Below are 18476 nucleotides of genomic sequence, written 5' to 3' on the forward strand. Positions count from 1 at the left end.
TCCAACGCAAAATAAAGAACAAAACAACTATAAGTAATTCGGTTATCTGTTTATGATATATATACATTAATTACGATTAGTATGAAAATAAAAATAAGTTCGTACTTAATCATTATTTAATCTTACCAAATTTTCTGGAGGTATCAAAATGATTGAAGTGTATATTGACGGTGCCAGTGCTGGAAATCCTGGTCCTAGTGGTGCCGGTATTTTTATAAAAGGACATGGATCTGCCGAAAAATATTCATTTCCACTAGGATTAATGAGTAACCATGAAGCAGAATACCACGCACTTATTAAGGCATTAGAAATCTGCAATGAAAAAAACTATCGAACTGTGAGCTTTCGTACAGACTCAGAGTTAGTTAGTCGTGCAGTTGAAAAAGAATTCGCTAAGAATAAAAAATTCGCTCCTCTTCTTGAACAAGCTCTAAAGCTTTCAAGTGAATTAGATTTATTCTTTATTAAATGGATTCCAAGTAATGATAATAGAACAGCTGATGAATTAGCAAGACTTGCCATCAGAAAAAATAAATAAAGAAGGGAATTTTCCGTTGAAAATACATACTTCCTCTCGATTTGCAGATCTATCCCTTTTATTTGTTGCTTTAATTTGGGGTTCTACCTTCGTAATTGTTCAAAACGCAATTGGTTTTTTAGAGCCCCTTATCTTTAACGGGATCCGCTTCTTTCTTGCAGCTCTTTTTTTATTCATTTGGTTGCTTACTTTTAAGCCTTCCCAACTCAAGCAAATAAATATACATTGCTTAAAATCTGGAATCATTTTAGGTATATGTTTATTTATCGGCTATGCATTTCAAACAATCGGATTAGTATATACTACTAGCTCTAAAGCAGGTTTTATAACTGGATTAAGCGTTGTGCTTGTTCCTTTATTTATGTATCTGTTTTTAAAACAAGCATTATTAATCACCCATATTATCGGTGTCATCATTGCAACAATTGGTCTTTATCTATTAACAATTAGCAATACCTTTTCCTTTAATATTGGTGATTTTTATGTATTAATTTGTGCCATTGGCTTTGCATTACAAATCATCTTAACGGGAAAATATAGTAAAGAGCATCCTACGCTTTTATTAACGATTATTCAACTATTAACCGTCTCTATCCTAGGAATAATCGGAAGTTTTCTATTTGAGACTCCAAGTGCTAATTTCAAAATGACCATTATTTTTCAGGAAGAAGTCATTATCGCTTTACTAATCACATCTGTACTTGCTACAGCTGTTGCATTTTTAATCCAAACAAGCTTACAAAAATATACTAATTCTACTAGGGTTGCGTTAATTTTTGCTACTGAACCAGTATTCGCGGCAATAACCGCGTACTTATTTAATAATGAACAATTAACAGCTAGTGCTACGATTGGTTGTACTCTCATTTTACTTGGTATGATTTTTTCAGAATTGCCGAAGAAAACATTGCTTTCCACTTTCCAAAGACAGAAATATATTGAAAAGTAAGTAGAACGGACCATACTATATTAATTATGGTCCGTTTCTTGTTAATGACTATTTTTCTTTCGAAAATGAAAAATCCACTATAAACGTACAATTTAAAGTGGGAATAATTGATTGGTTTTTATAAAGCTCATTACTTCTTTTTTTGTTTTCAGTTGATTATCGTTAAAGAGCTCTAGTAAGGAAACGAAGAAGCTCCCATCAAATTTCTTTTGTATTTTTAAGGTGCATTCAATTGCCGTAATAACAAGCTCGTCTGTAGCATTTGTATATGCTTTGCCAAAATAAATAAAACCGATTGCATCGTCCCCAAAGGAAAAGCCTTTCCCATCTAAAAAAAGCAAATACTCCTCTACCGTTTTCAAACTTAACGAACATTCCCCTCTATCTTTTTACCTACATGTTACTTCATATCACGACAATTTTCTAGTTTTTTCAGCATCATTTTGCAATTTTAATGACTAATTTTATTAATTCTATTCTTCTTCTCGGTTTAACAAAAAAAGAAAGGGAACCAAAAGCACCTTGCTTCCCTTTCCTTTTTAACGACGTAAAAATGTCTTTTTCTTCTTTGTACATAAGTGACCTAAAAAACCAATAAATACACCTAATAATGCACCACCAAAAACTTCTTGTGGCTGATGCCCCAGCATCTCTTTTAATTTTTTTGGTTGCTCCTCTTTATAAGCGATATTCTTATCTTTATTAATTTTATCTACTAGCTCTCCTAAATCGTTTACCTTTAATGTTAATTCTCCTGTTTGTCTTCTAATTCCCTGTGCATCGTACATGACGATTAATCCAAAAATAAGGGATAAAGCAAAATCAATCGTTGGTAATCCTCGTTTTAGTGCGATAAAGGTTGTTAGAGAAGACACTCCTGCTGAGTGAGAACTTGGCATCCCTCCCGTTTGAAAAAACAAGCCTTTATCCCACTTCTTTGTTTTCAAAAAATGAATAGGAATTTTTAAAAACTGAGCCATTCCAATACTTATTAAGGCAACATAAATGCCCTTGTTCATATCAATCACCTCTTCTTAAATAGTCTTTTTATTTATGGATGATATTATTCTCACTTGCTCATACTATAATTGATTTTTATTTCCACTATTACTTATAAGAGGTGAATGATGTGAGTATTAATAACCATACAAATAGAGGAAAAGCAGCTGGCGGGGTAAATCCACAAGGCTATGGTCAAGACGCTGATATAACGCCGTCGCCAAAGAGCAAACTAGAAAATGCTGCAAAGAAGAAAAATACAAAATAATGATAACCCATTAATTTGCTAGTAAAGATGGGGCTATCTACAAGCCCCATCTAGCTTGGTAAAGAGTCGCTTTCCGGGTGCATTCTAATTAAATGATACAAAGATTGACGTATGAATTGGCATACGTCTGTTTCCTTATTTATCGAGGGTACTAAGGGTTCCCTTACCTTTAGCATCAATTGACATCATTACTATAATAATCAATAAAGTATTGTACAATTAAAAAAGATGTCAAGTCTTCTGTCCTTTGCAATGCCGTTTTTAGTATCGAGGGTTCGAGAAGGTCAGCACTTACCTGTTGGGGTACAAGTAAAGCACTTTAGTTGAAAAATAGACGGAAAAATTTCGCTTATTTAGTGATTATTACTAAATAAGGCTTAAATAGAAGGAGAGATTCCGCTTATTTACTTGAAAAATGCGAAAAATGGTTATTTTGCTTTGCATAATCGGAAAAGCTCCACTTATTTACCCCGAAATAAGCACTATTCTGCCTTTAACCGGAAAAGCTCCGCTTATTTTCCTTTTGCCCGGTAACTCGATTCGGACAAAACATCTAATTTAAAAGGGAGCGAGTCCAAGAGACCCTCATTAAATGCTTGACAGTGAACTGTACCAAAAGTAAGTGGTGAGGCTTTCTATAAATAAGGCTTTTGCATTCCAATTAAAGAAACTCGTCAATTTTTTTGAATGGCGAGTTTCCCATTTTATATACCAATAACGATGCCATTGCCACTGTCAAATCGGCACACATTTTAAGAAAAGCACCTTAAAACGGAACCCTTTACTAGCTTGATTTATGATTTTTTATCTTGAATGATTTCTTTTATGATTTCGGCAAAAGCATCTGTAGTTCTGGATATTTCTTCAAAAGAGTTTTCAACTCCACCTATTTCTAATAAAACAGAATCATTATGAAGATCCTGATTATATGTGTTTTTAGGATTTACTCCTTTTTCTATTACACCTCTTGATAGTCCTGGATATAATTTTTCTAATTTCTCATGAAGCTTGTGAGCGAATTTATTATTTTCTTCATAATTATCACTTGTTTTCGATACAACAAAAAGCATTCTCGCATAGTCTTTTCCATCAATGTTTTTAGTCGTATCCGTTCTTTTTTCTGAGCCTCTGTGAATATCAAAAATCATTTTTATATTTTTATATTCCGTTAATGTTGCTTGTAATTTTTCTCTTGAAACAGTATAAGAATCGAAAAAGGATAGATTTCTTTCTAATAAGATTCCATTGATATCGGTTTCATCATGGATAGTACTAATATTATTTTCATTTAATTTCTTACTCAATTCTTTACCAACCAACGTTACGTTTTTTGAATCACTAATGGCTTCATCAGAATTGCTGACACCAAGCTCTGGCATAAATGATTCTAAATTATGAGTATGATAAATATAAACGAGTGGATCTTTTTCTTCCATCACAAGGTATGACTGATTTTCTACACTATTAAAAATACCAGTAATTTCCTCTTTCCCATTAAAAAAGAAAAACCACGAAATAGCAAAAGAGAAAAGTAGAAATCCGCTTGATATGGTAGACACTTTTTTTAGCATCAATTTCTTATTCATGCTTCTTGCCTTTTGTCTTAGGTTATTTTCCGTTGATGAGATAAACTCATTACGCGGATGTTGGGGATATGTATCCTTTATCATATCAAACAACTCTTTGTCATTTTGCATTTGTTATTACCTCCTCTGCATCCAAATGTAATTTTCTTTTCAGGTCTTTTAATGCTCTGTGATAATCCACTTTAACTTTTGATTCCGTACACTTGAGAATTTCAGACGTTTCTTTAATAGAAAATTCATTTATTCCACGGAGAATTACAACTGCTCTATAATTAGGTTTTAATTTAGAGATTGCCTCATGTACAATTTGTTTCATTTCGGTAATTTCTAATACTTCATCAGGCTTTTCATCATTTGCTTCCAGTTGTTTAAAAAATCCTTCTTTGAATATAGAGACAAATTTCTTTTTTCGATAGTAATCTATTGCTACATGTTTAGCTATCGAAAAGATCCATGTTTTTAAATTGTTTCCACTATGAAAAGTAGATAGATTTTTTAATACCCGAATAAAAACTTCTTGTGTCATATCCTCCGCATCGGTTTGACTTCCTGAAAAACAAACGAGAAATCTGTAGACATCTAAATAATGCTCATTATAAATAGAAACAATGCTGGATTCTAAGTTCTTTGGATCAATCAATCGTTTCCCCCCTTATTATGTCTTCACCTATTATTCGTTTGAAGCTAGAAAAAGGTTACAATTTTTTGGAAAGAGTAGTATTTCATCCATAGATAAACCCAAATAACCATATGGCATTTCCATATGATTATTCGGGTTTATATTGGTTTATAAAAGGCCGTTTCAGTAAAGATGGTGTTATTATCCGCAGCCTGAATACACTCCGCTTTCCATGGGGCGAGCGCCGAGCCGCTTCGGCCTTTGGCCTGCAGGGTCTCGGACTTTCTCGCAGCTCCCATAGGAGTCTACGTGTATTCAGGCTGCTCCATTTTTCTTACTAATTTATTTTTTCTCGGAAAAATAATTAGTTTAGGCCCCGCAGTGCAGCGAGAAGGCTCAGCTTCCGCCCGGCGCATTGTGTGTGTTTGTAGTGCAATGGAACGAATTAGTTTTTATACTTGACTATATTTAAAAACATAAATAACCAGTATGAAAAAGTAGCCTTTATTTAATCGCTAAATTATAGATTGTTCGTCTTTACAGGTTGGCTATTTATTTTTTTCCCAGCCCCAACATAATTACGATAACTTGTCCTTTACTTAGGCCATTATTCATTTTACTTGTCATGAATTAAAATAAAGTAAGCTCTTCTTTCTTTTCTACATAATGATGGAATCTTTTAAATTCTAGCTCTTCAAATTTCTGAATTGCTGATTCTGGATTGATGTTTAAATAGCTGTCTACCAGCAAACAGCTTACCGGAACATCGCATTTAATCTCTGCCAGTTGTCTACTTAAATGTAGCATTTCAAGGTCCGCTTCTATTTTTGCTCGCTGACCCTTAGTGAGCATCGATAAATTAGCAAGAATTCCTTCAATATCTTGATGAACTTGGAGAAGCTTTAATGCTGTTTTTTCGCCAATTCCTTTTACACCAGGATAGTTATCACTTGTATCGCCCATCAATCCCTTTAAATCAACCATTTGTCTTGGAGTAATCCCTTTTTCTTCTTGAAAGCTTGATGGAGTATACAGCATATAGTTACCATATCCTTTTTTTAATAATGCAACAGAGATATGATCATCCAGTAATTGAAGAATATCTTGATCACCGGTTAAGATGGTAACATTTGCTTCTCCTTTCATTTGATTTGCAATCGTTCCGATACAATCGTCTGCTTCAAATCCAGAGATACCTATATTCGGTACATTAAAGCTTTCTACAACCTCTTTTACTAAATCAAATTGTGGAATTAATTCAACAGGAGCATCTGAACGATTCGCTTTATAGGAAGGATACATTTCTGTTCTAAAGGTTTTACTTCCCATATCCCAGCAAACCGCTACATGAGAGGGGTTAAAATGTTCAATTGCCGTAAAAAAATGTTTTACAAAGCCATGAATCGCATTTGTTGGAATTCCTTTTGAGTTAACCATATATTGACCTGTGACAGCCGTTGCAAAAAAAGCACGAAATAATAGTGCCATCCCGTCTACTAGCATCAGATTTGCTTGTTTCTCTTTATTCAAATCGCATCTCTCCCTTTATTCACATTATTTCATTATAACAGATTCTGAAAAAGTTGCTGCTGGTAGCTTTTTCTTCTAACTTTTTGTTAGATGAAATTTAAGCTGCTTAATATTTGTTGTTAAAACGAAGTCTAAATAATCATTTACCTCTAAGAAAACAATTATCTATTAGCATACAATCTAAAGAAAAAACAGGAACTAAATTTCCCTATTAGTTTCCTGTTCCTAACCAACTATTTTAAGATAAGTCCAAAATTACTGTACTCTCTTCCCTTTTTTATCAAGTTTTGACTCTTCTTTTGTAACCTCTAAGCTTTTAAACATTTTTTTAGATGCGAGATTATACGTATATATTTTTTAATTTCATTTTCTCCTATTCAATCATCTTTGTTCTTTCGCTATCTTGTTAGGCAAACACGTCTCAATATCATTTTCATCATAAGAAATCCAATCACTAAAACTACCCGGATAAAGCTTTACCTTCTCTAATCCAGCCATTTTTAAGGAAATATAATTAGGGGTAGCAGTTATGCCAGAACCACAGTATACAATATACTCTTTTCTTGGATCTAATGAGGAAAACCTTTCTTTTTGCTCATTAGTCGACAAAAAGAAGCCGTTTTTTAAGCCTTCTGTCCATACAAAGTTTATTGCTCCAGGGATATGTCCACTTTTCTTATCAATTGGTTCTATCTCTCCTATATACCGTTTAAATTCTCTGGAATCAATAAGCACCTTATCTTCCTCTTTTGCTTTTACTTGAGCTGCAACATCCTCGTATGTAGCAATCATATGTGATTGAATAGCAGGAGAGAAAGTACTCTTTGTAAAAGTTGGGACTTCTTTTGAAATTGGAAAATCCTTATTTACCCATTCTTTATAGCCGCCATCCAAAATATATGTATTTGTGTGACCTAAATAGTTTAATAACCACCAAAGTCTCCCGGAAAATGCGCCCTCCCCATTATCGTAGGCAATAACGATCGTTTCTTGACCAATACCTATGTTTTCAAGTTTAGAAACAAATTCTTCTATAGCTGGTAATGGATGTCTTCCCCCATGATCGGTTACTGGATTAGATAGGTCTTTTTCTAAGTGAAAATAAACGCTATTCGGGATGTGCCCCTCTTTATACCATTCGGTTCCTGCATCAAGATTCTTTAAATCAAAGCGACAATCAATAATTCTCACGGAATCACGTTCTAAATTTTCATTTAACCAATCAACACTTTTTACAATTTCCATCTTCATTCCTCCTTGTATTCCCTGTTTTTAGTTAATTTGTTGTGGAAAATCTTGTTGATTCTTTAATTATCCACTCAAGCTTATCTATATTTTCATGTTCCGTTAATAGTGCGGTTTTTCCATCATAATATTCGGCTACTTGCTCTTTTACATTATCAAGAAGTTTATCAAAATGTTGTTCAAATAACTCTTTATAAAAAGTAAAGAAGGAGTGGATTTGCTCTTTTATAAATATATCCCCATGTTCATCAACTAATTGTTCTAACTCTACTCCCATATTTTTTCGGTCATTATTTTCAAAAAAGCTTTTTGGGTTCTTGTAGTATTTGGTTCCGATTTTATTAAGGGCATTATCTAATTCTTTGAAAGGAGCATGATAGGTTAATTTTGAAGCCAATGCATTTTCCATTTCTTCTTGCAAATGAATTTCTCCATTGATGGTCTGAATCGAATGCTGAATTTCATGATATCCTTCTTTTCTTTGTTTATAAAATATTTGGTCCAGTCTTACATTTACAGCTCGCAGTTCTTGTTCAAATTCAAAATTTAACTGTATTAGAAATGAAGCGGTCGCAAGCGAAATTTCTCTTTTCTTATTATCCCCTCGTAAAATGGATGGATGATAGGCCTCCTTCATTAATTCCTGCAAACGAAACATGATTCGTTGCTTTAAATAAAATAGCTGTTCTTCTACTTCCATTTTAAATTTCGCTAAAATATCTTGAAGCGCTATTGTTTCAATCTGCGAGAGAATATTCCGTTTTTCTTCCTCCATCCGAGATAGCTCTAGTTCTGCTTCTTCCTTTTTTGCAAATGCAGATTTTACTAATTGCTTTAAAAGTTCAATTGTCCCTTCATAATCTTTTTTGGCAGATTGAAGCATCATTGACAGCCACTCATGTTCAATAAATTCATACATTTTAGCCTCTGCATTTTCCATCCATTTTCCGTAAATTTCATGTTTATAATAAAGACTAGAGACTGGAAGAATTCTTGGGGAACGTATACCATATAATTGCAGTTGCTCTTGTAAATATTCCTCTACAGCTACTTGCTCTTCTTCATCCTTTGCTAAATCTATTGCATTAATGACAAAAAATATTTTATCCTTTTCAAAGGCATCCTTTAATCTCCCTAACTGTACTAGAAAAGCACGGTCAGCTTTGGAAAATGCATGATTATAGTAGCTAACATAAAAAATACAATCTGCTTTTTTCATAAATTCAAAGCTTAATTCCGTATGTCTGCTGTTAATAGAGTCTCCCCCTGGCGTATCAACGAGCGTAATTCCTTTTCTAGTAATAATACAATCAAAATAAACATCTATCGAAGCCACAAAACAAGAGGTTTCTTCCACTGCTACATAATTCGAAAGATCTTCTAATCCAACATTAATTTCCCTTCCTAGATGATCTCGATGAGCAGAATATCCTTTTACAAAAGCTTGCAGATAGCGAAATTCATTTGCATATCTTTCTACAGGTTTAGCAGCTAGCTTTTTTATCAAATATTGTGCTGATTCTAATGTACTCGCCTCTTCTTTCACTAACTGTAAATAGTCATTTATCTCTGTAAGCATTTCTGACTCTGTTTTCCATTTAACAATCACCATTTTATGTGGATGGTCTTCATCTATTGGCAAAATTCGATTTATTGTTGCCGTTGTTGGGTTTGGCGAAACTGGCAGTATCGGATAATCTAGCAAAGCATTGGCAAAAGAAGACTTCCCTGCACTAAAAGCACCAAATAAGCAAATAGTATATGTTCGATTTTCAATATTGGATGCTTTGGTAAGCAAATTCTTTGCTATATGTGTAAATCCCTTTACTGGTTGAAGGTTATTACTTAAAAAACGTAATTGTTTAATTAGTAAATCGGAATCAAATTCATTACTCTTCTCAAGTTTTCGATCCTCAGTGACATTTCTATTCTTCTCTACGGCTAATTTATTTTTAGATGATAATGTTTGATAGGTTATCTCTTCCTTATCTGCATCTAGTAACCTATGCAAAACACTTTCATCAACTGCTTGAGTAATAAAGAGATGCTTTAGGTTTTCTCCCCACTCTTGCCATTCAGTCTCTAACTCTTTCTTTTTTAGCTTACTGTCTACAAATTCTTGCCAGATTTTCTGTTCTTTCATCAGTTTTTCTTTTTCCTTATGTAATTGGTGCTGTCGTTCTTCCTTCCATTGAGTAAATAGTTGTGCGATTTCTTTTCTATAAGACTGTTTCAAATCATTTTCAACTGTTTCACAATAGACTAGAACATAATTTTCGGAAAGCTGTGCATCCTTATTTACTAGCTCTTTTAACTTATTCATATTTAGAATAGATGTAAGTCCTTTAATTATCGGAAAATACTCTGACTTACCGTGTTTCTCAAAAAACTGTGATAATGGTGTTATTAATTGTATTTGAACAAGCTTTTCTAGCTCTTTGTAAAAAGAAAATAGTCTTTCCTCTCTTTCTTTTTGAGTTTTGCTTTTGCTGCCAAATAATCCAATTTTAAAATTTTTCTGTTCTGTTTCCAAATACGACTTCGCTAATTCACGAAGATTGAATGGCATAATATATGCATTCTTAATTAGCGAACGCCACTCATTTTCTAAAGATACTACTTTTTCGCTTTCATCCTCATCTATTGTTTGAATCTCTTTTTTTAATGTATGCAAGGTTGATTCTAATGAATGATACTCTTCCTTTGATAAACCTGATAACTGCTCCTCTAAAGGAGCGATTCTTTCAGCATACTTTGTTTCAATAAAGGAAGTATGATCTTTATATAGCTTTTGAAAGGAGTCATCCATCGAAATAGGAAGTATTAACTCTTTTTCTTTTATTTTTTCAACTATATACCTCTTTAACTCTTCCAAGCCTTGATAGAAAAAATTCGTTTCGATTAATGTAGTAAAGAAAATTTTTTCTGGTTTAATCCCATAAGATAAAAAGGAGTCAGAAACACTTTGTTTAAAATCTTGAAATGAAATTTCTACTTCTCGATGCTTATCCATTTGATTAACGATTAATACAAACTTTTTTCCTGAACCAACTAGCTGTTTCGTAAAATCAAAATTTATTTCGGACTGTACATGATTATAATCAACGACATAAAAAATAATATCTGCAAGATGAATGCTAGATTCCGTTGCTAATTGATGGGCTTGATCTGTACTGTCTATTCCTGGGGTATCCATTAAAATAGCATTCTCTAAAAGCAGTTCCGTATCCAACTGGACTTCTAATTCTTTTATATCCTCCACTCTTTCAGTTGCCTGTAAAACGCCTTTTATATCAAGAACATCTTGGTAAATGTCTGCTTGATTAGAGAGATATGAAACTTTTAATTGCTTACTTCCTTTCTTGACTCGAAAAATATTAGCGGTTGTTGGAATAGGGCTTGTTGGTAAAACTTTAGTACCAACAAGTTTATTAATCATGCTTGATTTTCCAGCAGAATAATGTCCACAAAAAGTTGCAATAAATTCTTGTCTAGTCGCTTTTTTAATTAGTTCTTTCAATCTTTGCGCAGTTTGTTGATCATCATGTGCCAAAAAATATTGATAAAATGCTGTCCATTTATGTAATGTGTCTGTATTCGTTGAAAGCATGATAAACTCCTTTTCATCTGTGTATTTCTTTTATTTTAACTATTTTCCTCATAACAATAAAGTAAAATTAACTGAAAATTGAAAGCGACGACAAAAAAATCTGATAAACCACACGGACTTTTAAAAAAGTAGATCTCCCACCTACCTAACATCTCATACGCAAATAGAGAAAAAACAGATAAACTTTTCTAATTTATGAGCAAAATACTATATCTTCTCCAAACTTCTTCCAACTAAAGAATAATAAAAAACTGCTTTCCCTTGTCAGCAATCCCTATGAAGGTAGGCAATGCTAACAAGAAAAAACAGTATTCATCATCCATATATTATATGTAATTAGTATTATTTAATATCTGTTGCTTTTGTCGTATTATTCAAAACATACTTCATAACTAATAAATAACTGATAACCGTTAAACCTATTGGAAAAGCTATCATTCATTACACCTCTATTCCTTATTGAGAATAATTTTCTATCTCAATTACATATTATCATCATTGAAAATCATTTTCAATAAGAAAAAAATACATCTTTTTTTCAACCTATATGTAGTGCTAATACTTATACAGCAAGGGTAGTAGGAAAAATGTACCACGAGTGATTTCCTATTTTCCAAAAAAATTATAAACAAAATAGGTCTATTTTATGATAAGATATTTTTATCTAGAGGATGGGGGAATAGTTAGTGACATTAACAAAAAGTACAACTGAAATATTAAACGGAACTATTGAAGCTGTAAAAGGTGTTATTCCCTGTGAACTACAAATTGCGAGGCCTGCTTTAACTGGAACTCCATTTGTATTAAAATCTTTAGGGGTATTAATCGGTATAACTGGCGATTTACGTGGTAGAATTATCATAGACGGAGATAATCAAGTTTTTGGTAAAATTGGTGAAGTCATGTTTGGTATGTTTTTAGAAGGTGCAATGCTTGAATCTTTCTCTGGAGAATTAGGAAATATGATCGCTGGGAATTTATCAACCTTTGTATCTCAAAATGGAATTGAAATAGATATCACTCCTCCTACTGTTTTAGTAGGTGAAACAAAGCTTTCTGGTTTTGAAAAAGCACTAAGCCTACCAATTACTCTCCAAAATATAGGTCAATTGAACATTGTTCTTATTTTAGAATTATAAAGCTCAACTTCAATCAGTTGTTTTTTTCATCCACACTGATTGAAGTTAAACTATAGTTTCTCCCTCTTGGAAGTTTTTCCTCCCTTAAAATTTTTCACCTTTCCCCTTATTGATTCCTACAAAATGTGAATAGGAGTGTAGGATAAAAAACAGTCAAAAAGATAAAATTTTTATCTCTCCTGTTTATTACCCTCTATTTCTATTACTTGTTTTCTGTATGACTTTGTACTTCAATTTTAATTTTAGCGTCTACACTATGCCCACAATATTTACAAATAGTCTTTTCTTTATAGATGGTCAGGCAGTGACTACAATAATAATTCACCATATTTATCACACCCACTTCTTTATAAACATATATTAGTATATTTATCATTAGTGGAATATGTGCTGAAACTAGAAAAGATTAACTTATTTGTTATATTCGACTCGTTTTTCTCACACATCTATACATGAAGCATTTTTTTCTACGAAAAGGTGCTTAAATTAAATCGGTTTATTTCTCTAGCTGATACACATCATTATATTTATTATATAAATAATCAATTAAATATTGAGCGTTTAAGCCCTCGCCAGTAACATCTTTTAATATTTCTAGCGGTTTTTTCATTTTGCCATGGCGATGAATTTGTTCATTAAGCCATTCTTTGATCGGCAATAAGTCGCCTTTTTCTAATAAATCATCAAATTCAGGAAGATCTTTTAGCATTACTTGTTTTAATTGTGCTGCATACATAATCCCAAGTGCGTAAGAAGGAAAATAACCAAAGCTTCCCCCAGCCCAATGCACATCTTGAAGAACACCCTCAGCATCGTTTGCAGGAACAACACCTAAATAAGATTTATATTTCTCATTCCAAATCTTTGGCAAATCCTTAACTTGTAAATCGCCATCAAATAACCCTTTCTCGATCTCATAACGAATCATGATGTGTAAAGGATATGTTAATTCATCCGCTTCAATTCTGATTAAAGAAGGCTTCGATTCATTAATAGCTCGGTAGAAATCTTCAATGGAAACTTGGTTAAATTGACCGTTTGTATATGATTTAAGTGTTTCATAATTATGTTTCCAGAAAGATATATTTCTTCCAACAAAATTTTCATAAAATAGTGATTGAGATTCATGGATTCCCATTGAGGTTCCTGAACATAAAGGTGTCCCAATTAATTCTTTGGAAATATTTTGTTCATATAACGCATGGCCAACTTCATGTATTGTCCCAAAGACAGCTACTCTAAAGTCTGATTCATCATATTTTGTTGTTATGCGAACATCACCTGGATTAATTCCTGTTGCGAATGGATGAACCGTTTTATCTAAGCGGCCTGCATCAAAATCATACCCTATTTGTTTTAACAATTCTAAACTAAAGGCTTCTTGTTTTTCTGTCGAAAATGGTTGATATAAAAAGTCTGTTTTCGGTTTATGGGATGATTCTCCAATTTTATGTACTAGTGGTACTATTTTATCTCTGACATTCGAAAATACGTCATCTAAGATAGCTACTGTCATTCCAGGCTCATACATATCTAATAATACATCGTATTTATTTTCTGTATGTCCCCAATATTCAATAAACTTCTTGTTCATTTCTACTAATTTTTCTAAATACGGCTGAAATAGAGCAAAGTCTGCTTTTTCTTTCGCTTCTTCCCAAACACTTTCTGCTTTTGATTGGAGCATAACGTATTCTTTATGTTCCTGTGCAGGGATTTTTTTATTACGATCGAAATCCTTTTTCATTTCCTCTACTGTCTTTCTAGTAATAGGGGATAATTCCTTTTGAATACTATCTTCAGAAAGTACAGTAAGATAGGATTCTAATTCTTCAGAAGTCGATAATTCAAATAACTCAGAAGATAATACTCCAATAACTTCTGTTCGCTGGTCCATCCCCTTCTTAGGTGCACCTGTGCGCAAATCCCAATAAATCAAGGCCAACGCTTCATTGTATGCGCCTATTTTCTTCACATATTCTAAGAACTGCACTTCTATCTCATTATGATTAGTAGACAATGTCCTCTCCTCTTTTCTTTCCTATTATTCCTTTATCATACCATATCAATTGTTTAACCTGATAGACTAAATAGAAAGCCTAATTTCATCAATTCACAAAAAATGTCTCTTACGTTTACTTGTGGTTATAAGAAGACAACGCTAGTAAACATAAGAGACAACTACTAATTTCAACTATTTAGTTTGGTTCTACTGGTAATGCCTGAAGAACGGCATTTTTAACTAACTCGATTTCGTCTGTATTCATACATAAATGAATGGAACCTTTGTCTTCATGGGTACGAATTAATCGACCAATACCTTGTCGCAGTCTTAAAATCATATAAGGTAAATCCACCTCTAGAAATGGATTTTCTACATTTTCCCTTTTACTTTTATATACTGGATCATTTGGAGGAAATGGCAAGGAATAAATAAATACATTTTCTAAAGACCTACCAGGTACATCTAGCCCTTCCCATAAATTCACTGCACAAAGGATCGATTCTTCCTCATTTTGAAATTTAGAAACAAGGGTACTAATTTCTCTTTCACCCTCGAAATATATTGGAAGAGAAAAGTCATTCGGTAAATTTTCCTTAAAACTAGCTAAATCTTCTTTACTATTGAAAAGAATAAGAGAACGTCCATTTGCTTTATTTATTTCCTCATAACAATAACTTTGCTTTTCTGCGGTCGCTTCATTCTCGAATGAATTAATATGAACAGTCATATTTTCTTCATAATCAAATGGGGAATCAACGGAAAAAGAAAGATAGTTTGATGCTCCAATACTTTTCGCCATATAATCAAATGATTTATTTTCAGACAATGTTGCAGAAGAGAAGACAATTGGTTTTTTCTGCCTAAATACTTCTTCTTGCATAATGTCTTGAACAAGTCTTGGCATAATAACAAGGGTTCTTTCGCTATTTGTTTCTTCAAACCATGTGATTCCATTCATTTCCTTTAAAAACAAGCCTAGTGAATGAGAAATCTGTTCTAAATATTCTTCCACCACTTTTAAGTCGTATTCATTAATCACATACATTTCACTTTCAAATACAAGCTCTTCCTCTAAATCTGAAATATATCCTGCTAATTTTCTACCTGCTCGCATAACGTTTTCTGTTTTTTTAATTTCCTGTTTATCAGAGCCTTCAGCTTTAAAGGAAGCATCTGTTAACTCTCTGAAGAACTGTTCATTTTGGTAGATTGTTTCTTCTATTAAGTTTAATGTTTTCTCTCGTACATCATTTGCCATTAAACGTGTTAATAAATTTTCTAAATTCTGTTCTGTTAAACGATATGTTAAAGCATTTTGTGCTGCATATTCTAATAAATGACCTTCATCAAAAACTACGCATGCACTATCAGGTAATAACGGCAACTGACCTTCTCTTTTTCTAGATTCCTTTGTCCAAATATGTTCCATATAAAAATCATGAGAACAAATGATTAAATCCTTTGCATTACGATAATAATCTCTATGCAATGTTTGCCCACATCGATGGCGTTTATCACATGTAAAGCAATCTTGCATAGAATCCCACGCTACTCCTTCCCAGTCGTTATCATTCAAATCTGGATAGTCCTTTCTATCCCCATAAGGTGCAAAAGATTGCATAGAGCCTGTACCGTGTACGAATTCTGGAAGGCTGTCATAGATGGAATTATACGTATCTTCAAATGTAATTTTTTGATCCAATTTGGTTAAGCATAGATACTGGTTACGTGATTTTGCCAAACGAACATCAATATTTAATCCAAGTGCTTGCTCTAGCTTGGCAATATCACCTTCTTTTTTTACTAGCTGTTCGATTAATGTTTCATCTGAACAAGCAATAATGGCAGGCTTGTTTACATAGCGCGCATAACAAATGCTATATAATAAATAAACAAATGTTTTACCTGTGCCTACTCCAGCCTCCGCAAAAATCGTTTTCTTGTCTTTAAATGCTTTTTCTAATTGATAAGCCATGAAAACCTGCTCATCACGTAATTCATACCCTGCATCTGGAAGTATGTCATAAAACACATCTCCAATCCATTCTCCCAATTTATCATAAAATGATTCTGTTTTTGATACCTCAAATGGCATGCTATTTTGCATGGATACCCCTCCGACTTTTCGAAATGACTTCCTATTTCTCTTTAATCTGTCTATATACATTTTTCACTTAAATTTTTCATAACGAAACCTAATCATAGACAATTTAACGGCAATATTCAAGTGAAAAGAGGGTTGCCATAAAAGTAATTGGCACCCTCCTTACATTTTTTTCATTTTAATGTTGTACTGAAACTATTATTGGCTAAATTAGTGATTTCGTTCTCCATATTTTGTGTATGAACAACATCCTTCCATATACTTAATATTTACCTTTAGGCATAAAGAAAGTAACCTCTAATTAAATTGCTTCATCCTCTGTCTTTTGATAAGGAATATGACATTGCTTGCTGCACCATTTGTTGAGCGTTAGATAGCTGTTGGATCACATTTTCGTCAGCAACCCCTTCGCCCTCTATTAGATCCATTGACGAATTTAGCGCATCCATTATTTTTGTATAATCCACTGTATAATCTTTCATAAATATTCCCTCCAGAAAATTACGTATAGAATAAATATATACTGATACGAAAAAAATATACTTATTGAATGCAGGTAATCTTTTAAAGGGCCAATTTATTTTTTATGATTTAATCTCTTTTACGCTTACCCCAATATTGGTAGTAGTCCGTTCTGATAAAGCCATTAAATAACTTGCGTTTCTTTGTTGCTTTTTTGCCGTAATGGGTTTCAAACTCTTCGTCACTTGTAAGCATATAAATGGACCATGTTTCAAGGGGGGCAAAGGCCTGCCCCATTTCTTGATACATTTTTTGAACAGATGCCTTATCACCTAGTCGTTCTCCATATGGCGGATTCCCGACAATAACACCATTTTCTTTCATTGTGGTAAAATCTTTTACCTGCATCTGTTTAAAGGTAATTAAATCCCCTAATCCTGCCTCAAATGCATTTTCTTGCGCTATTTTAATCATGCGATGGTCAATATCCGATCCAAAGATTTCAAGTGGCTGGTCATATTTTGCACTGTCCTCTGCCTCTGTACGGACATCCTCCCATACTTTATTAGGCATCCAATCCCAGCTTTCAGAAATAAAATCTCGATTAAAACCTGGTGCAATATTTTGTCCAATTAAAGCAGCTTCAATCGGAATCGTCCCTGATCCACAAAATGGATCTACAAACGGTCGATTAGCTGTCCAATTTGTTAGTAAAATTAACGAAGCAGCAAGTGTTTCTTTTAGTGGTGCTTCCCCTTGGCCAGCACGATACCCTCTTTTATGAAGTCCTTGGCCAGATGTATCAATCGTTAATGTTACGATGTCCTTCAAAATAGCAACCTCTATTTTGAATAAAGCACCATTTTCCTCTAACCACCCTGTTTTCTTATAGTGGGAGCTTATTCGATTAACAATTGCTTTTTTTACTATTGCTTGACAATCAGATACACTGAAAAGCTTAGATTTGACTGATTTACCGGAGACCGGAAATTGTGCATTAACAGGAAGATACTCCTCCCACCCGATAGCTTTTGTTTTTTCAAAAAGCTCATCAAAAGTAGTTGCTTTAAATTCGGCTACTTTAATTTTTATACGATCTGCTGTACGAAGCCACATATTACATCTTGCAATCGCTTTTTCATCGCCTTTAAATAAAACTTTCCCATTCTCTACAGTACATTCATATCCTAATTCTCTTACTTCCTTTGCAACTACTGCTTCAAGTCCCATAGCAGCCGTTGCTATTAAATCAAAATTTCTCATAAGCTCTCCTTTGTCATCTTTTGAATAAATATTTTCTTATGTACAAATGGATAACAGTTATTTTCTTAACATCCATTATTTATTATGTATACGCCATATAAAAAGGATGACCAGATTATATGAATGACATACTGTTTAATACGAAAACCAAACAGCATA

At 33.2% G+C, this 18476-nt stretch carries 15 protein-coding genes; 4 read left to right on the forward strand and 11 right to left on the reverse strand.

The genetic code is table 11. From position 1 onward, the window contains the following. Positions 1 to 148 precede the first annotated feature (148 nt). The gene (locus tag NYE52_RS13075; protein ID WP_341193466.1) at positions 149 to 538 is read left to right on the forward strand and encodes a reverse transcriptase-like protein; all 390 of its coding nucleotides are present in this window, start codon (positions 149 to 151) and stop codon (positions 536 to 538) included. A 16-nt stretch (positions 539 to 554) separates the two neighbouring features. Continuing rightward, a complete protein-coding gene (locus NYE52_RS13080) occupies positions 555 to 1487 on the forward strand; it encodes a DMT family transporter (protein ID WP_341193467.1) in 933 nt (310 codons plus the stop codon). A gap of 92 nt (positions 1488 to 1579) precedes the next feature. On the opposite strand, the gene NYE52_RS13085 is transcribed toward NYE52_RS13080, so the two are convergent. Beyond that, positions 1580 to 1849, reverse strand: coding sequence for a DUF6123 family protein (locus NYE52_RS13085; protein ID WP_341193468.1), 270 nt, complete (start codon positions 1847 to 1849; stop codon positions 1580 to 1582). A gap of 177 nt (positions 1850 to 2026) precedes the next feature. Next, positions 2027 to 2506 carry a divergent PAP2 family protein gene (locus NYE52_RS13090; protein WP_341193469.1) on the reverse strand — a complete coding sequence of 160 codons (480 nt, stop codon included), beginning with the start codon at positions 2504 to 2506 and terminating at the stop codon, positions 2027 to 2029. Between the two features lie 110 nt (positions 2507 to 2616). Here NYE52_RS13090 and sspL point away from each other — a divergent pair, with 110 nt between their 5' ends. Continuing rightward, positions 2617 to 2754, forward strand: a complete 138-nt coding sequence (gene sspL / locus NYE52_RS13095) for a small, acid-soluble spore protein L (RefSeq protein WP_341193470.1) — start codon at positions 2617 to 2619, stop codon at positions 2752 to 2754. A 794-nt stretch (positions 2755 to 3548) separates the two neighbouring features. Here the strand turns inward: sspL and spoIIP are convergent. The 5 genes from spoIIP to NYE52_RS13120 form a co-directional block, all read right to left on the reverse strand. Then, entirely contained in the window at positions 3549 to 4451 is a 903-nt protein-coding gene (spoIIP, locus tag NYE52_RS13100; protein ID WP_341193471.1) for a stage II sporulation protein P, read from the reverse strand. Then, entirely contained in the window at positions 4441 to 4980 is a 540-nt protein-coding gene (locus NYE52_RS13105; protein ID WP_341193472.1) for an RNA polymerase sigma factor, read from the reverse strand. Before NYE52_RS13105 ends, spoIIP begins: the two co-directional genes overlap by 11 nt. Before the next feature lie 609 nt (positions 4981 to 5589). Continuing rightward, complete coding sequence (locus tag NYE52_RS13110) at positions 5590 to 6462, reverse strand: 5'-3' exonuclease (protein ID WP_341195187.1); 873 nt, start codon at positions 6460 to 6462, stop codon at positions 5590 to 5592. 408 nt (positions 6463 to 6870) lie between these two features. After that, positions 6871 to 7728, reverse strand: coding sequence for a sulfurtransferase (locus NYE52_RS13115; RefSeq protein ID WP_341195188.1), 858 nt, complete (start codon positions 7726 to 7728; stop codon positions 6871 to 6873). 37 nt (positions 7729 to 7765) lie between these two features. Further along, positions 7766 to 11344 carry a dynamin family protein gene (locus NYE52_RS13120; RefSeq protein WP_341193473.1) on the reverse strand — a complete coding sequence of 1193 codons (3579 nt, stop codon included), beginning with the start codon at positions 11342 to 11344 and terminating at the stop codon, positions 7766 to 7768. Between the two features lie 686 nt (positions 11345 to 12030). Between NYE52_RS13120 and NYE52_RS13125 the strand changes: the two genes are divergently transcribed. After that, a complete protein-coding gene (locus tag NYE52_RS13125) occupies positions 12031 to 12483 on the forward strand; it encodes a chemotaxis protein CheX (RefSeq protein ID WP_341193474.1) in 453 nt (150 codons plus the stop codon). A gap of 496 nt (positions 12484 to 12979) precedes the next feature. On the opposite strand, the gene NYE52_RS13130 is transcribed toward NYE52_RS13125, so the two are convergent. The 4 genes from NYE52_RS13130 to NYE52_RS13145 all read right to left on the reverse strand — a co-directional run bounded on the left by NYE52_RS13130 (position 12980) and on the right by NYE52_RS13145 (position 18317). Next, a complete protein-coding gene (locus NYE52_RS13130; protein ID WP_341193475.1) occupies positions 12980 to 14503 on the reverse strand; it encodes a carboxypeptidase M32 in 1524 nt (507 codons plus the stop codon). A gap of 178 nt (positions 14504 to 14681) precedes the next feature. Further along, positions 14682 to 16595, reverse strand: coding sequence for an ATP-dependent DNA helicase (locus NYE52_RS13135; RefSeq protein WP_341193476.1), 1914 nt, complete (start codon positions 16593 to 16595; stop codon positions 14682 to 14684). Between the two features lie 308 nt (positions 16596 to 16903). After that, positions 16904 to 17074 (reverse strand): hypothetical protein, encoded by a 171-nt coding sequence (locus tag NYE52_RS13140; RefSeq protein WP_341193477.1) that lies wholly within the window; start codon positions 17072 to 17074, stop codon positions 16904 to 16906. A 109-nt stretch (positions 17075 to 17183) separates the two neighbouring features. Beyond that, complete coding sequence (locus NYE52_RS13145; RefSeq protein ID WP_341193478.1) at positions 17184 to 18317, reverse strand: THUMP domain-containing class I SAM-dependent RNA methyltransferase; 1134 nt, start codon at positions 18315 to 18317, stop codon at positions 17184 to 17186. Positions 18318 to 18476: the final 159 nt, after the last annotated feature.

It is taken from the genome of Niallia sp. FSL W8-0635 (assembly GCF_038007965.1).
Lineage (GTDB): Bacteria > Bacillota > Bacilli > Bacillales > Cytobacillaceae > Niallia.